Consider the following 13,264-nt stretch of genomic DNA (forward strand, 5'->3'; position numbering starts at 1 on the left):
TGCGTCGCTCGATTGCCCGACTCGTGAGAAACGTGTTAGCAAGATTCACAAACTTCTGAATGAAGTGTACGTTATGAAACATGACATCAGCCATCGTGGTCTCTGGACTGCACAAGTCGTACGGGAGTACGCACGCCCTCGACGGTCTCGACCTGGAAGTCGCGACCGGTGAGGTGCACGGCTTCCTCGGGCCGAACGGCGCCGGGAAGTCCACCACCATCAGGGTCCTGCTCGGACTGCTGCGCGGTGACGCCGGCGATGTCTCGTTGCTGGGCGGCGACCCCTGGCACGACGCGGCCAAGCTGCACCGGCGGCTCGCCTACGTACCCGGTGACGTCAACCTGTGGCCGAACCTGACCGGCGGCGAGGTGATCGACCTGCTCGGCCGGTTGCGCGGCGGTCTGGACGAGAAGAAGCGCGACGAACTGCTGCGCCGGTTCGACCTCGACCCGACCAAGAAGGGCCGAACCTACTCGAAGGGCAACCGGCAGAAGGTCGCGCTGGTCGCGGCACTCGCATCGGACGTGGAGCTGTTGATCCTGGACGAGCCGACCTCCGGTCTGGACCCGCTGATGGAGGAGGTGTTCCGGCAGTGCATCGAGGAGGAGCACCAGCGCGACCGTACGGTGCTGCTGTCCAGCCACATCCTGTCCGAGGTCGAGGCCCTGTGTGACCGGGTCAGCATCATCCGGAAGGGCAAGGTCGTCGAAACCGGCACCCTGGCCGAGCTGCGGCACCTCACCCGTACGTCGATCCACGCCGAGCTGGCCGGTTCGCCGAACGGGCTGGCGCAGCTGCCGGGCATCCACGACCTGGATGTCGAAGGCAACCGGGTCCGCTGCGAGGTGGACACCGCACAGCTCGACGCGGTGATGCGGCAGCTGTCCGCGAGTGGCATCAGGAGCCTCGTCGCGCAGCCGCCGACGCTGGAAGAGCTGTTCCTGCGTCACTACGAGGAAGACGTACCGGCTGAGCCTGAGGCGGCCGTGCGATGAACGACTTTGTCGGTACCGGAACCCTGGTGCGGCTCGCGCTGCGCCGGGACCGGCTCCTGATCCCGATCTGGATCCTCGTCTTCGTCATGTCGGCGGCCGGCTCGGCGAAGGCGTCCATCAACCTGTACTCCGACCCGAAGGCGCTGGCCGAAGCAGCACACACGTCCAATGCATCACCTGCACTCGTTTCGATGTACGGGCGCATCTTCGACGAGAACTCACTCGGTGAGGTCTCACTGTTCAAGATGACTGCATTCGGTGCGTTGCTGGTCGGCTTGCTGGCCGGGATTCTGGTCGTACGGCACACCCGTACCGAAGAGGAGAACGGTCGGCTTGAGCTGCTGAGCGCCGGAGTACTCGGCCGGTACGCCGCACTGGCTGCCGCACTGATCGTGTCGTCGGCGACTGTCATCGTCCTCGGTCTGGTCACCGCACTGTCGTTGATGGGGAGCGGACTAGACACCAAGGGATCGTTCGCGTTCGGTCTGATGTGGGCTGCAGCCGGACTGGCCTTCGCCGGCGTCGGTGCGGTGACTGCACAGGTCACAGAGAGCGCCCGCGCCGCGAATGGGCTCACTGCGGTCGTGCTGGGTATCGCGTACGTGCTGCGGGCTGTAGGAGATTCCGCGGCGGACGGTAGTACCCAGTGGGTGTCCTGGCTTTCACCGATCGGCTGGGCACAGCAGGTCCGCGCGTACTCGGGGGACCGGTTCGTCGTACTACTGATGCCGCTGGCGTTCCTGGGCCTACTGATCGTCGCTGCGACTGCACTGATCCGGAAGCGTGACGTCGGTGCCGGTCTGGTTCGGCCACGACCCGGGCCGCCGCGGGCTGCCGCGTCGCTGCGATCGCCGCTGGCACTGGCCTGGCGCTTGCAGAAGGGCGCCTTGTACGGCTGGGGTTTCGCGTTCCTGCTGCTCGGTCTGCTGGTGGGGAACATCGCCAGCAACGTCGACGGGTTCGCCAACAGCGCCAGTGCGCGCGAGATGATCCAGAAGATGGGTGGTGTCGAAGGGCTGACAGACGCCTTCCTGTCAACGGAGCTGGGCATGATGGGGTTGCTGGCGTCCGCGTTCGGTATTCAGGCGGCGCTGCGGCTCCGGTCCGAAGAGACAGCGCTGCGTGCGGAGCCTCTGCTGGCGACCGGGGTGACTCGGGCGCAGTGGCTGGCCAGCCACGTACTGATGGCCCTGTTCGGTACTGGCGTGCTGATCCTGATCGCGGGTCTCGGCTCCGGTATCTCCAGTGGTGCATCGCTGGGGAGCGTGGGTCACCAGATCCCACGGATGCTGGCCGGGGCTGCTGTGCAACTACCCGCTATCTGGTTGGTCACTGCACTGGTCGTCGTCCTGTTCGGTGTGGCGCCGAAGCTGGTGAGCGGGGGATGGGTGCTGTACGGCCTGTTCCTGCTGATCGGGCAGTTCGGTGAGCTGTTCAACCTGCCGCACTGGATGATCAACCTGAGCCCGTACGGTCACACGCCGCGACTGCCTGGTGGTGACTTCTCGGTGACCCCGGTGCTGTGGCTGACCGCGATCGCCGCCGCGCTGACGCTCGCCGGCTTCGCCACCTTCCGCCGCCGCGACATCGGCTGACCGGCGTTCCTTGGACCGCGCTGGTCTGAGGGGTCCAGCGCTCCGCCCCGCCCGGCACCACGCCGGGCGGGGCGGCTTGTCTACGATCGCTGCGTGTTTACTGACCAGCTGGCCGCGTTCTGGAGCGAGCGGCATCTCTGCGTGCTGAGCACGGTCCGGGCCGACGGGACCGTACATGCCACTCCGGTCGGAGCGACCCTGGACGTCGACGCTGGTCTCGTCCGGGTGATCTGCTCCGGGACGTCGTACAAGGCGAGGACGATCCGGCGCCTCGGGGAGGCGGCAGTAGCAGTCACCCAAGTGGACGGCCGCCGCTGGAGCACACTGGAGGGCCGCGCTGTCGTCACCGCCGACCCGTCACGCGTCCACCTGGCCGAACGCCTGTACGCCAAGCGCTACAAAGAGCCCCGGATCAACCCCGAACGCGTCGTAATCGAAATCACCATTACAAAGGCTCTCGGCAATGCCAGCTGACCAAATCACCGTAGTAGGCGTCGGCGCCAACGGCTGGCCCGGCCTGACCCCCGAAGCCCAAACTGCCATCCACAAAGCCGAAGTCCTCATGGGCAGCACCCGCCAACTGGCGCTGATCCCCACAGCTGCAGTACGTGTTGCGTGGCCTTCGCCTTTGTCCGAGGCGCTTCCCCGGTTGCTGAAGGAGTACTCGGGCAAGCAGATCTGCGTACTGGCAAGCGGCGACCCCACGTACCACGGCATCGGCACCACTCTGGTCCGCCTCCTCGGCCCCGACGCCGTCCACGTCATCCCGCACCCGTCGAGCGTCTCCCTCGCCTGCGCCCGCTTGGGCTGGCCCCAGGACCAGATCCAGGTAGTCAGCCTCGTCAAGAACCCGGTCGAGCACCTCCACCCCCACCTGACCCCCGACCGCCGCCTCCTCGTCCTCAGCCGCAACGCCCAAACCCCCGCCGAGGTAGCCCACCTCCTGACAGCCCGCGGCTACGGCGCCAGCCAACTCACCATCCTCGAACAACTGGCCGCCCCCACCGAACGCATCCGCACCACCCCCGCCACCAACTGGCCCACCACACTCGCCGGCCTCTCCGCCGACCGCGCCACTCCCGCGACCCCCGCCACCTCCGCGCTGCCTCTTGGCTGGTCGGACCCGATCGACCCGCTGAACGTCATCGCCATCCACACCCCAGCCGACGCCCCGGTGCTTTCCACTTCACCCGGTCTGCCCGACGACGTGTACGAAAACGACGGCCAGCTCACAAAGCGCGAGGTACGCGCGGTAACCCTCTCCCGCCTGGCCCCGGTCCCCGGCCAACTGCTCTGGGACATCGGCGGCGGCGCCGGCAGCATCGCGATCGAATGGTCGCGGCACCACCCGTCCTGCCGCGCGATCGCCATCGAACGCGATCCCGCCCGCGCCGACCGCCTCGCCCGCAACGCCACCAACCTCGGCGTACCAGTCACCACCGTCGCCGGCGCCGCGCCCACCGCCCTCGCCGATCTCGAACCGCCACACGCCATCTTCATCGGCGGCGGCGCGACCGCCGCCGGCATGATCGAGGCCTGCTGGACCGCCCTCCGCCCCGGCGGCCGCCTTGTCACCAACAGCGTCACCCTGGAGACCGACGCGCTGATCACCCAGTGGCACACCCGGTACGGCGGCGACCTGATCCGCCTCGAAGTCCACCGGGCCGCCCCACTCGGCACCATGACCGCCTGGCGCCCCAGCCTCCCCGTAACCATCTGGAGCGTGACCAAGTGACCGTTCACTTCATCGGTGCTGGTCCGGGCGCCGCCGATCTGATCACCGTACGCGGGCGTGACCTGATCGCCGCTGCACCCGTCTGCCTGTACGCCGGCGCGCTCGTACCCACCGAACTGCTCGACCACTGCCCACCCGGCGCCCGCAAGGTCGACACCGCCGCGCTCACCCTCGACGAGATCATCGCCGAACTCGCCGCCGCCCACACCGCCGGCCAGGACGTCGCCCGCCTGCACTCCGGCGACCCGTCCGTCTTCAGCGCGATGGCCGAGCAACTGCGCCGCCTCGACGCGCTCGGCATTCCGTACGACGTGACCCCCGGCGTACCCGCGTACGCCGCGGCCGCCGCCACGCTCAACCGCGAACTCACCGTTCCGGAAGTCGGCCAAACCGTCATCCTGACCCGGATCAGCGGCAGCGCCAGCGCGATGCCGGCCGGTGAGGACCTGGCTACCCTCGGCGCCGCGAAGGCAACGATCGTCCTGCACCTGGCCGTGCAGCAGATCGACCGGGTCGTCGAAGAACTCCGCCCGCACTACGGCCCCACCTGCCCGGTTGCCGTCGTAGCCCGAGCCTCCCGCCCCGACGAACAGATCCTCCGCGGCACCCTCGCCGACATAGCCGACCAGGTGAAAACAGCCGAGATCCGCCGCACCGCGGTAATCATCATCGGCCAAACCCTCACCGCCAAGACCTTCCGAGACAGCCACCTCTACTCCGCAACCCGCAGCCGATGATCCCCATCGCAGCCCTCGCCCCCACCCGCCATGCGATGCCGTCCACCACCCGCCATGCGATGCCGTCCACCACCCACCTCGCGGTGCGTTCCTCCGCCCGCTGCGTGGTGCTGTCCGCCGGCGACCTCGCGGGGTACCTGAGGCGGCACCTGCTGGTGGAGTCCGATCAGGTGGAGGGGGAATGGTGATGCGGGTTCTGTTGCTCGGTGGTACGGGTGAGGGCCGCGCGTTGGCTCAACTGTTAGTTGCCGGCGGCATCGACGTGATCTCGTCACTGGCCGGCCGCACCACCGACGCGCGCCTACCGGTTGGCACCGTCCGCACCGGTGGCTTTGGTGGTGCCGACGGACTGACTGACTGGCTGCGTACCAACCCGGTGGACGCGATCATCGACGCCACCCACCCGTTCGCCACCTCGATCACTGCCAACGCAACCGAGGCCGCCGCCGCAACTGGCACCAGGCACCTCATCCTTCGCCGCCCCGGCTGGACCCCCACCACTGGCGACACCTGGCACTGGGCCGAAACCCACAACCAAGCCGCCACCCTCCTCCCAACCCTCGGCACCCGCCCCTTCCTCACCATCGGCCGCCAAAACCTCCCCGCCTTCGCTCCGACCACCCACGCCACCCCGGTTACTGCTCAGCCGTGGGTTCTTGCCAGGTGTGTTGATCCACCGGAACCGCCACCGACCTGGTGCACCCTGCTGCTCGCCCGCGGTCCGTTCACGCATGCCGACGAGCTGGCGATCCTTCGCGAACATCGCATCGACCTCCTCGTCACCAAGGACAGCGGCGGCCCAGCCACAGCACCCAAACTGAAAGCCGCCCGGCAGCTCCGTATCCCGGTCCTGATCATCCGCCGCCCACCCCTGCCGCGTGACGCACAAAGCGTCCCGTCCCCCGAAGCCGCCCTCGCCTGGACGCTACGCACTTAGTCCACCCACCCCCGCCGACATCCACCCCCGCCGACGTCTGCCCGGCCGACGTCCGCCCGGCTGGCTCCGGCAGGTCGTTTGGGTGGTGAACCCCTGATCTTGCGTGTTCACCACCCGCATGAGGGCTGTGAACGGCCAACTTCAGACGTTCACCACTCAAATGACCGGCCGGTGCGTGGAGGTCGGCTGGTGTGTGGAGGTTGGTTGGTGTGTGGAGGTTGGTTGGGGACCGCGTGGGGTGGGGTGGGTGGTGGCTCGATAGATTGTCCGTATGGGGATTCAGATTGCGCCGAGCATCCTGTCGGCTGATTTCGCTCGGCTGGCTGAGGAAGCGGCGGCGGTGTCGAACGCGGACTGGCTGCATGTCGACGTGATGGACAACCACTTCGTGCCGAATCTGACCCTCGGGATGCCGGTGGTCGAGTCGCTGGCGAAGGCTGCCGACACTCCGCTCGACTGTCACCTGATGATCGAGGACCCGGACCGCTGGGCGCCCGGGTACGTCGAGGCGGGCGCGTCCAGTGTCACGTTCCACGTCGAGGCCTGCCGCGCGCCGATCCGTACCGCCCGGGAGATCCGCGCCAAGGGCGCCCGCGCCGCGATGGCGCTGCGACCTGCCACCCCGATCGAGCCGTACGAGGATCTGCTGCCCGAGCTCGACATGATCCTGATCATGACCGTCGAGCCGGGTTTCGGCGGCCAGAAGTTCCTCGACGTCTGCGTGCCGAAGATCCGGCGTACGCGGCAGCTGCTCGACAAGCACGGGCTGGATCTGTGGATCGAGATCGACGGCGGCATCTCGGCGGACACGATCGAGCAGTGTGCCGAGGCCGGCGCCGACGTGTTCGTGGCCGGCTCTGCCGTGTACGCGGCCGACGACCCGAACGCGATGGTCGACCGGCTACGCGGTCTCGCCGAGAAGGTCACCGACCGCTGAGAGGGTGTTTGGGAGCTCTACGCCTACTGCGGGGCACTCGGCACGGCACCTCGCGCCGAGCACCTCCTCGCTACGGCGCAGAGTTCCAAGACACCCTCTGGCTCCGGCGCGGGCGCCTGCTCCGGCGGTACCCGCACCAGCAGTACGGTCGACACGGCCGCGAGTACAGCGGCGAGCAACCACACGTACCGTACGCCGAACGCATCGATCAGCGCGCCGGACGCCGCGGCACCGATCGCCGAACCGACGGTCGCCATGCTCGACATCCAGCCGAACATCTCGGTCCGGGCGTTGTCCGGCGTCAACGCGCCCAGCCGCCCGTACAGCGCACCGATAGCCGGCGCCAACGTCAGCCCGGACATCGCCAGCGCGATGCCGAGCGACAGCGACGACCAGGTCGCGAACACACACAGCAGCATCCCGGCAGTGACCAGCGCGGCCCGGCGCCACAGGTACGACGGACGCCGTCCGGGCAAGGCGCCGGCGATCGCGCCACCGACCAGACTGCCGAACGCCCAAACGGCCTCGAGGACGCCCGCGATCAAGCGCTGACCGTGCCCGTCGGCGTACGCGACGATGGCCAGCGAGATCCCGCTGAACGACATGATCCACAGGCCGAACGCGAGGATCAGCGGTAACCGATGCCGATGCCAGAGCAACTGCCTCGCACTCAACCGTGCGGCGGTGTGGCTGCCGTGGGGGAGCGGCTTGGGTTGTCGAAGCGCATACCACCAGATGAAGACAGCCGACATCGCCGCCGCGAGCAGCACCCCGAGCCGTGGGCTGGCGACGCTGACCGCCGTCGCGCCGAGCATCGGCCCGGCCATGAACAACAACTCCTGCGCGGTCGCGTCGACCGAGTACGCCGTCCGGAGCGCGGGACCGGCCATGACCCGCGGCCAGGCAGCGCGCAACGTCTGCGACACCGGCGGCACGAACGCACCGGCCAGCACCGCGAGCACGGGTAGCAGCCGGAACAGTGCGCCTGGCAGGAGCGCGATCCCGAGCAGCATCACGCTCCACGCGATCCCGGTCACCAGCAGTACGCCGCGAGGTCCGCGACGGTCGGCTGTCCGTGACCAGAGCGGCCCGGCGAGCGCCGTACCGACCGCATAAGAGCCCGCGACGACGCCGGCCCAGCGGAACGAGCCGCTCGCATCCTTCGCCAGGAACGCGATCGGCACCGTCGTCGCCAGCATCGGCAGGCGCGCGAGCAACGACGACACCAGGAGTGTCGTCACGCCCTGTGTCCGCCACAACGCACGGTAGCCGGCCAGTTCCATGACCGCAGTCTTCCCGATGGCACCGACAATTTACGATGGGTTATGTGACCGAGCCCAAACCGGTGGAGAGCTGGTTGACGGATATGGACGGCGTGCTGGTGCACGAGGAGCGCGCCATCACCGGAGCGAGCGAGTTCATCGCCGCGCTGGAGTCGTCCGGCCGGAAGTTCCTGGTGCTGACCAACAACTCGATCTTCACCCCGCGCGACCTCCGGGCCCGGCTGCTGGCCACCGGGATCGACATCCCGGAGACGGCGATCTGGACCAGTGCGCTCGCGACCGCGCAGTTCCTCGACGACCAGCGTCCCGGCGGCACGGCGTACGTGATCGGCGAGGCCGGTCTGACCACGGCGCTGCACGAGGTCGGGTACGTGCTGACCGAGCGCGATCCCGACTACGTCGTCCTCGGCGAGACCCGGACGTACTCGTTCGAGGCGATCACCAAGGCGATCCGGCTGATCTCCGACGGGGCCCGGTTCATCGCCACGAACCCGGACCCGACCGGCCCGTCCACCGAGGGACCACTGCCCGCGACCGGCTCGGTGGCCGCCCTGATCACCCGCGCGACCGGGGTCGCGCCGTACTTCGTCGGCAAACCGAACCCACTGATGATGCGCAGCGCGCTGAACCAGATCGAGGCGCACTCCGAGACCACGGTGATGATCGGCGACCGGATGGACACCGACATCATCAGCGGTCTGGAAGCCGGCCTGCGGACCATCCTCGTGCTGTCCGGTTCGACCGGAGGGCACGAGGTGGAGCGCTTCCCGTACCGGCCGACCAGGGTGGTCGAGTCGATCGCCGACGTCGTACCGCTGGTCAGCGCGCTGTCCTAGCCGCTCAGCTCTTGCAGCTCAGCGTTCGGAACCCGTAGCCCTGCGCCTTCAGGCTCTTCAGGATGGCCGGCAGTGCTGCCACGGTCTGGTTACGGTTGCCGCCGCCGTCGTGCATCAGGATCACCGACCCGTTGTGTACGTTCTTCAGCACCCGCTGCACGATCGCCGTCGCACCCGGTTTGGTCCAGTCCCGCGAGTCGACGGTCCACACCACCAGGTCCTTGCCCATCGCCTTGGCACGCTGGCGTACGGCCGCGCTGACGCCTCCGTAGGGCGGTCGCAAACACGCCGGCGTACTCCCGGTCTGGGCCTGGATCGCCTGGTCGGTCGACCCGACCTGCTGCTGGAACCCGGCCGGGCTGAGCTTGCGCAGATCGGCGTGCGACCAGGTGTGGTTCTGCACGCTGTGACCGGCCTGGTGGACCTTCTTGGTGAGTTCAGGGTGCTTGCGGACGTTCTCACCGACCTCGAAGAACGTCGCCTTCGCCTCGTACGCGGCCAGGATTCCGAGCACCTTCGGGGTGTACTCGGCGTCCGGACCGTCGTCGAAGGTCAGCACCACGTACTTCGCCGGCAGCGGCGTCGTACTGGGCGTCACCGCGGCCGGCGCTTTCGGGTCCGCGGCCGCGCCGGGCGCGTTCGGACCGGCCGGCGACTTCGCGGCAGCGACGACGACGATGCCGATCACGGTGCTCACCACCAGCATCATCGCCAGGCCGACCATCCGGTTCCCGGCACGCGTCAAACGTACGTCCATGGTCCCCCCAGGGCGGTGGGTGGTTCACATCCTCACGGGTCAACCCTGGGGCAGCCGGCGCCGAAAGCCAGCGCCCACGCCGCTGCCGCGGCCACGAGTCACGGATACCGGACGCGCTACGTACACGACATCGTGGTGAACCCGAACCCTCTGGCCTTCAATGTCCGGAGGATGGTGGGAAGCGCGGCCACGGTCTGACTGCGGTTACCGCCGCCGTCGTGCATCAGGATCACGGAGCCGTTGTGTACGTTCGCCAGCGCCCGACGGACGATCACCGACGTACCGGGCCGGGACCAGTCGCGGGTGTCGATGGTCCACAACCGGATCTTCTTGCCTAGCGCGGCGGCCCGCCGGGTGACCTGCTTGTTGGTGCTGCCGTCCGGCGGCCGGAGACAGCTCGGCGTGTAGCCCAGCTGGGCCCGGATGTACCGATCGGTTTTCTGCACCTGGGACCTGAACACGGCAGCGGAGACGTGCCGGAGATCCGGATGCGACCACGTGTGGTTCTGCACGCTGTTGGCCTGCTGGTACACCTGGCGGGTCAGGTACGGGTAGCGGGCGACGTTCTGCCCGATCTCGAAGAACGTGGCCCGCGCCCCGTACGCGCGCAGGATCTTCAGCACCTGCGGCGTGTACGTGCTGGGGCCGTCGTCGAAGGTGAGATAGACGTACTTGCGGGCAGCCTGCGCCGCCGCGACCGAACTGACGGGTTTGCTGGTCGCCGCGGCGGTCTTGCCGCGCGGCGTGGCCGCCAGCGCGAGACCGGCCGCGACCAACCCGATCGCGACGACGCCGATGATGAACCGGCGGGACCACAGCGCGCTTGCCAGTGCTCGGCGGTCCACAGACATCGCTACCCCCAGGTGTAGCCGGCTCTGGAACTGGGTCCCTTCCATCGTGCGCCTCGCCGAGCGCCGGCGCCAGGGGGTCGGCGAACCTGCGCGCTCAGCGAACTTGGCCGCGCAGAGACCTGGCGCTCAGCGAACCTGGCGCTCAGAGGACCTGGGCGAGGAACTGGCGCAGCCGCGGTGACTCGGCGTCGGTGAAGACCTGCTCGGGCGCCCCGGACTCGACCACGACGCCGTGGTCCATGAACGCGACCTGATCCGCGACCTCGCGCGCGAACCCCATCTCGTGCGTGACCACGACCATCGTCATCCCGGCCTGCGCCAGGTCGGCCATCAACGCCAGCACGCCCTTGACCAGCTCGGGGTCGAGCGCGGACGTCGCCTCGTCGAACAGCATCACCTCGGGCTTCATCGCCAGCGCCCGCGCGATCGCCACCCGTTGCTGCTGACCACCGGACAGGTTCCCGGGGCGCGATCCGGCCTTGTGCGCGAGGCCGACCAGCTCCAGCTGGGTCCGCGCCGCGGCCTGCGCCGCCTCGGCGTCGAGCTTCTTGATCTTGCGCAGCGGCAGCGTGATGTTGTCGAGCACGCTCTTGTGCGGGAACAGGTTGAAGTGCTGGAACACCATCCCGATCCGGCGCCGGAGCGCGTCGGGGTCGCTCGTCAGCACCGATTCACCGCCGAGCCGGATGTCGCCCGCGGCCGGCTCGAGCAGCCGGTTGATCGCGCGCAGCAAGGTGGACTTCCCGGACCCGGACGGACCGATCACGCAGGCGGTCTGCCCGGCCGGTACGGCGAGATCCACGCCGCGCAGGACCTGGTTGCTGCCGAACGCGAGCTCGACGCCGGTCACTTCCAGGCTTGCGCCCTCAACGGTTTGCATGCGCGAGCTCCTCCAGCGCCGGGTCGCCCGGCCCGTTGTCCGGACCGTTGCCAGGACCGTTGCCCGAGCCGTCGGCCGCGGCCGGGCGGCCTTCCCGCAGCCGCTTGTCGAAGTAGTTGACCAGGTGCGTCAGCGGAACCGTGATCACCAGGTAGAAGATCCCGGCCAGCAGCAGCGGCGACAGGTTGCCGTCGGTCGCGGCCGCGTCCTGGCCGATCCGGAACAGTTCCCGCTGGCTGGCGAGCAGGCCGAGGAAGTACACCAGGCTCGACTCCTTCACCAGCGCGATGAACTGGTTCACGAGCGCCGGCAGTACGCGCCGTACGCCCTGCGGGATGACGACCAGCCGCATGCCCGACGTGTAACCGAAGCCGAGCGCGCGGGCCGCCTCGAGCTGGCCCTTCTCGACGCTCTGGATGCCGGAGCGGAAGATCTCGCCGATGTACGCGGCGGCGATCAGCGAGAGCGCGAGGATGCCGAGCGGGTACGGGTTGGGGCCCCACCAGTGCCGGGTGATGGGCGACAGGCCCTGGCCGATCAGCAGGATGGTCAGGATCGCCGGCAGGCCACGGAAGATGTCGGTGTAGATCTTCGCCGGCCAGCGCAGCCAGCGTTTCGTGGACAGGGCGAGGACCGCCACGATCATGCCGAGCACGGTGCCCAGCACGACCGAGGCGGCCGCCAGAATCAGGGTGTTGACCAGTCCCACCTTCAGCATTTCGGGCAGGACTGCCTTCATCGCCTCCCCGTCGAGGAAGGTGTCGCGCAGGGTGGACCAGATGTCCATCAGGCTTTGGGAGCCGTGAACTTGACCGAACCGCTGCCCGGCTTGAAGTTCGCCGGCACGGCGCGGCCCGGGTAGTACTTCTCGACCAGCTTGGTCCACGTACCGTCGGCGATCACCTCGTCGAGCGCCTTGTTCACCGCTTCGCGGAGCTTGTCGTTGCTCTTCGCCACCGCGAACGCCATCGGCGCGGCACTGAGCTCCTTGGCGGCCAGGATCACCGTGCCGCCGCCCTGCTCCTTGGCCATCTTCTCGCCGATCTCGGCCGGTGAGACCCAGGCGTCCGCCGTGCCGGCCTTGAGCTGGCCGAGCGCCGCGTTGTAGTTGGGTACGCGGACCGGGTTGAGGTTCTTGCCGGTGGCGTAGTCGTCCTGGACGGTGCCCTGCACGACCACGACGCGCTTGCCCGGCAGCTGGTCGAACGACGTGATGCCGGAGCTCTTGGTGGTGTTCAGCCCGAGGTAGCCGAAGTCGTACCCATTGCTGAAGGCAACTGTCTTCTTGCGGGCCTCGGTGATCGTGATCGACGAGCTGCCGAGGTCGTACTGACCGCCGTTGACCTGGGAGAGCAGCGCGGAGAAGTCGGTGCCGACGAACTCCGGCTTCAGGTTCAGCTTCGCCGCGACCGCGCTGATCAGGTCGTTGTCGAACCCGGTGAACTTGCCGTCCTGGACGTACACGTTCGGCGGCGCGTCGGTCAGGGTCCCGATCCGCAACGTGCCGGACTTGAGCAGCCCGAGGTCCGGGCCGCTCCCGGCGTCCTTCTGATCGCTGCCACAGGCAACCATCGATACCGCCAGCGTGACCGCTCCCGCCACCGCGACAACCCGCTGAAAAGCGCCGAACGCGCGCACAACCGTCTCCTCACACACTCAACGAACGCAGGACGATCCGCCCCACCGCCGCAAGCCAACACCACTCCCAGCGGCACAATTCC

At 68.4% G+C, this 13,264-nt stretch carries 15 protein-coding genes; 9 read left to right on the forward strand and 6 right to left on the reverse strand.

All coding sequences use genetic code 11. The annotated features are described in order from the left end of the window. Positions 1 to 80: 80 nt before the first annotated feature. The 8 genes from HDA44_RS35885 (at position 81) to rpe (ending at position 6,936) form a co-directional block, all read left to right on the forward strand. Positions 81 to 995 carry an ABC transporter ATP-binding protein gene (locus tag HDA44_RS35885; protein WP_184842375.1) on the forward strand — a complete coding sequence of 305 codons (915 nt, stop codon included), beginning with the start codon at positions 81 to 83 and terminating at the stop codon, positions 993 to 995. After that, the gene (locus HDA44_RS35890) at positions 992 to 2,590 is read left to right on the forward strand and encodes an ABC transporter permease (protein ID WP_184842378.1); all 1,599 of its coding nucleotides are present in this window, start codon (positions 992 to 994) and stop codon (positions 2,588 to 2,590) included. The genes HDA44_RS35885 and HDA44_RS35890 overlap by 4 nt, the downstream gene beginning before the upstream one ends. A gap of 93 nt (positions 2,591 to 2,683) precedes the next feature. Beyond that, complete coding sequence (locus HDA44_RS35895; RefSeq protein ID WP_184842381.1) at positions 2,684 to 3,064, forward strand: TIGR03618 family F420-dependent PPOX class oxidoreductase; 381 nt, start codon at positions 2,684 to 2,686, stop codon at positions 3,062 to 3,064. Next, entirely contained in the window at positions 3,054 to 4,325 is a 1,272-nt protein-coding gene (gene cbiE, locus HDA44_RS35900) for a precorrin-6y C5,15-methyltransferase (decarboxylating) subunit CbiE (protein WP_184842384.1), read from the forward strand. Before HDA44_RS35895 ends, cbiE begins: the two co-directional genes overlap by 11 nt. Beyond that, positions 4,322 to 5,062: a precorrin-4 C(11)-methyltransferase gene (gene cobM, locus HDA44_RS35905; RefSeq protein WP_184842389.1), complete on the forward strand. Its 741-nt coding sequence runs from the start codon at positions 4,322 to 4,324 to the stop codon at positions 5,060 to 5,062. The genes cbiE and cobM overlap by 4 nt, the downstream gene beginning before the upstream one ends. Then, positions 5,059 to 5,250: a hypothetical protein gene (locus tag HDA44_RS35910; RefSeq protein ID WP_184842392.1), complete on the forward strand. Its 192-nt coding sequence runs from the start codon at positions 5,059 to 5,061 to the stop codon at positions 5,248 to 5,250. Before cobM ends, HDA44_RS35910 begins: the two co-directional genes overlap by 4 nt. Beyond that, a complete protein-coding gene (locus tag HDA44_RS35915) occupies positions 5,250 to 5,999 on the forward strand; it encodes a cobalt-precorrin-6A reductase (protein ID WP_202887765.1) in 750 nt (249 codons plus the stop codon). The genes HDA44_RS35910 and HDA44_RS35915 overlap by 1 nt, the downstream gene beginning before the upstream one ends. A gap of 271 nt (positions 6,000 to 6,270) precedes the next feature. Then, positions 6,271 to 6,936: a ribulose-phosphate 3-epimerase gene (rpe, locus tag HDA44_RS35920; RefSeq protein ID WP_184842395.1), complete on the forward strand. Its 666-nt coding sequence runs from the start codon at positions 6,271 to 6,273 to the stop codon at positions 6,934 to 6,936. Positions 6,937 to 6,959: 23 nt separating this feature from the next. Here the strand turns inward: rpe and HDA44_RS35925 are convergent, their stop codons facing one another. Beyond that, positions 6,960 to 8,219 (reverse strand): MFS transporter, encoded by a 1,260-nt coding sequence (locus HDA44_RS35925; RefSeq protein WP_184842398.1) that lies wholly within the window; start codon positions 8,217 to 8,219, stop codon positions 6,960 to 6,962. Between the two features lie 35 nt (positions 8,220 to 8,254). Here HDA44_RS35925 and HDA44_RS35930 point away from each other — a divergent pair, with 35 nt between their 5' ends. Continuing rightward, entirely contained in the window at positions 8,255 to 9,055 is an 801-nt protein-coding gene (locus HDA44_RS35930; protein ID WP_184842401.1) for an HAD-IIA family hydrolase, read from the forward strand. Positions 9,056 to 9,059: 4 nt separating this feature from the next. Here HDA44_RS35930 and HDA44_RS35935 read toward each other — a convergent pair whose 3' ends face one another. The 5 genes from HDA44_RS35935 to HDA44_RS35955 all read right to left on the reverse strand — a co-directional run bounded on the left by HDA44_RS35935 (position 9,060) and on the right by HDA44_RS35955 (position 13,181). Next, positions 9,060 to 9,812, reverse strand: coding sequence for a polysaccharide deacetylase family protein (locus HDA44_RS35935; protein WP_238352629.1), 753 nt, complete (start codon positions 9,810 to 9,812; stop codon positions 9,060 to 9,062). 116 nt (positions 9,813 to 9,928) lie between these two features. Further along, complete coding sequence (locus HDA44_RS35940; protein ID WP_184842404.1) at positions 9,929 to 10,663, reverse strand: polysaccharide deacetylase family protein; 735 nt, start codon at positions 10,661 to 10,663, stop codon at positions 9,929 to 9,931. A 142-nt stretch (positions 10,664 to 10,805) separates the two neighbouring features. After that, positions 10,806 to 11,543, reverse strand: coding sequence for an amino acid ABC transporter ATP-binding protein (locus HDA44_RS35945; protein WP_184842407.1), 738 nt, complete (start codon positions 11,541 to 11,543; stop codon positions 10,806 to 10,808). Then, complete coding sequence (locus HDA44_RS35950; protein WP_238352630.1) at positions 11,530 to 12,330, reverse strand: amino acid ABC transporter permease; 801 nt, start codon at positions 12,328 to 12,330, stop codon at positions 11,530 to 11,532. Before HDA44_RS35950 ends, HDA44_RS35945 begins: the two co-directional genes overlap by 14 nt. Then, positions 12,330 to 13,181, reverse strand: a complete 852-nt coding sequence (locus HDA44_RS35955) for a transporter substrate-binding domain-containing protein (RefSeq protein WP_184842410.1) — start codon at positions 13,179 to 13,181, stop codon at positions 12,330 to 12,332. Before HDA44_RS35955 ends, HDA44_RS35950 begins: the two co-directional genes overlap by 1 nt. Between the last annotated feature and the right edge of the window lie 83 nt (positions 13,182 to 13,264).

The organism is Kribbella solani (assembly GCF_014205295.1).
Lineage (GTDB): Bacteria > Actinomycetota > Actinomycetes > Propionibacteriales > Kribbellaceae > Kribbella > Kribbella solani.

Bases quoted from the DNA above. Each gene is read 5' to 3' on its own strand.
- HDA44_RS35935 (WP_238352629.1), bottom strand. From the start codon at position 9,812: ATGGACGTACGTTTGACGCGTGCCGGGAACCGGATGGTCGGCCTGGCG.
- HDA44_RS35945 (WP_184842407.1), bottom strand. From the start codon at position 11,543: ATGCAAACCGTTGAGGGCGCAAGCCTGGAAGTGACCGGCGTCGAGCTC.
- rpe (WP_184842395.1), top strand. From the start codon at position 6,271: ATGGGGATTCAGATTGCGCCGAGCATCCTGTCGGCTGATTTCGCTCGG.
- HDA44_RS35930 (WP_184842401.1), top strand. From the start codon at position 8,255: ATGGGTTATGTGACCGAGCCCAAACCGGTGGAGAGCTGGTTGACGGAT.
- HDA44_RS35915 (WP_202887765.1), top strand. From the start codon at position 5,250: ATGCGGGTTCTGTTGCTCGGTGGTACGGGTGAGGGCCGCGCGTTGGCT.
- HDA44_RS35885 (WP_184842375.1), top strand. From the start codon at position 81: ATGACATCAGCCATCGTGGTCTCTGGACTGCACAAGTCGTACGGGAGT.
- cbiE (WP_184842384.1), top strand. From the start codon at position 3,054: ATGCCAGCTGACCAAATCACCGTAGTAGGCGTCGGCGCCAACGGCTGG.
- HDA44_RS35940 (WP_184842404.1), bottom strand. From the start codon at position 10,663: ATGTCTGTGGACCGCCGAGCACTGGCAAGCGCGCTGTGGTCCCGCCGG.
- HDA44_RS35890 (WP_184842378.1), top strand. From the start codon at position 992: ATGAACGACTTTGTCGGTACCGGAACCCTGGTGCGGCTCGCGCTGCGC.
- HDA44_RS35910 (WP_184842392.1), top strand. From the start codon at position 5,059: ATGATCCCCATCGCAGCCCTCGCCCCCACCCGCCATGCGATGCCGTCC.
- HDA44_RS35925 (WP_184842398.1), bottom strand. From the start codon at position 8,219: ATGGAACTGGCCGGCTACCGTGCGTTGTGGCGGACACAGGGCGTGACG.
- HDA44_RS35950 (WP_238352630.1), bottom strand. From the start codon at position 12,330: ATGGACATCTGGTCCACCCTGCGCGACACCTTCCTCGACGGGGAGGCG.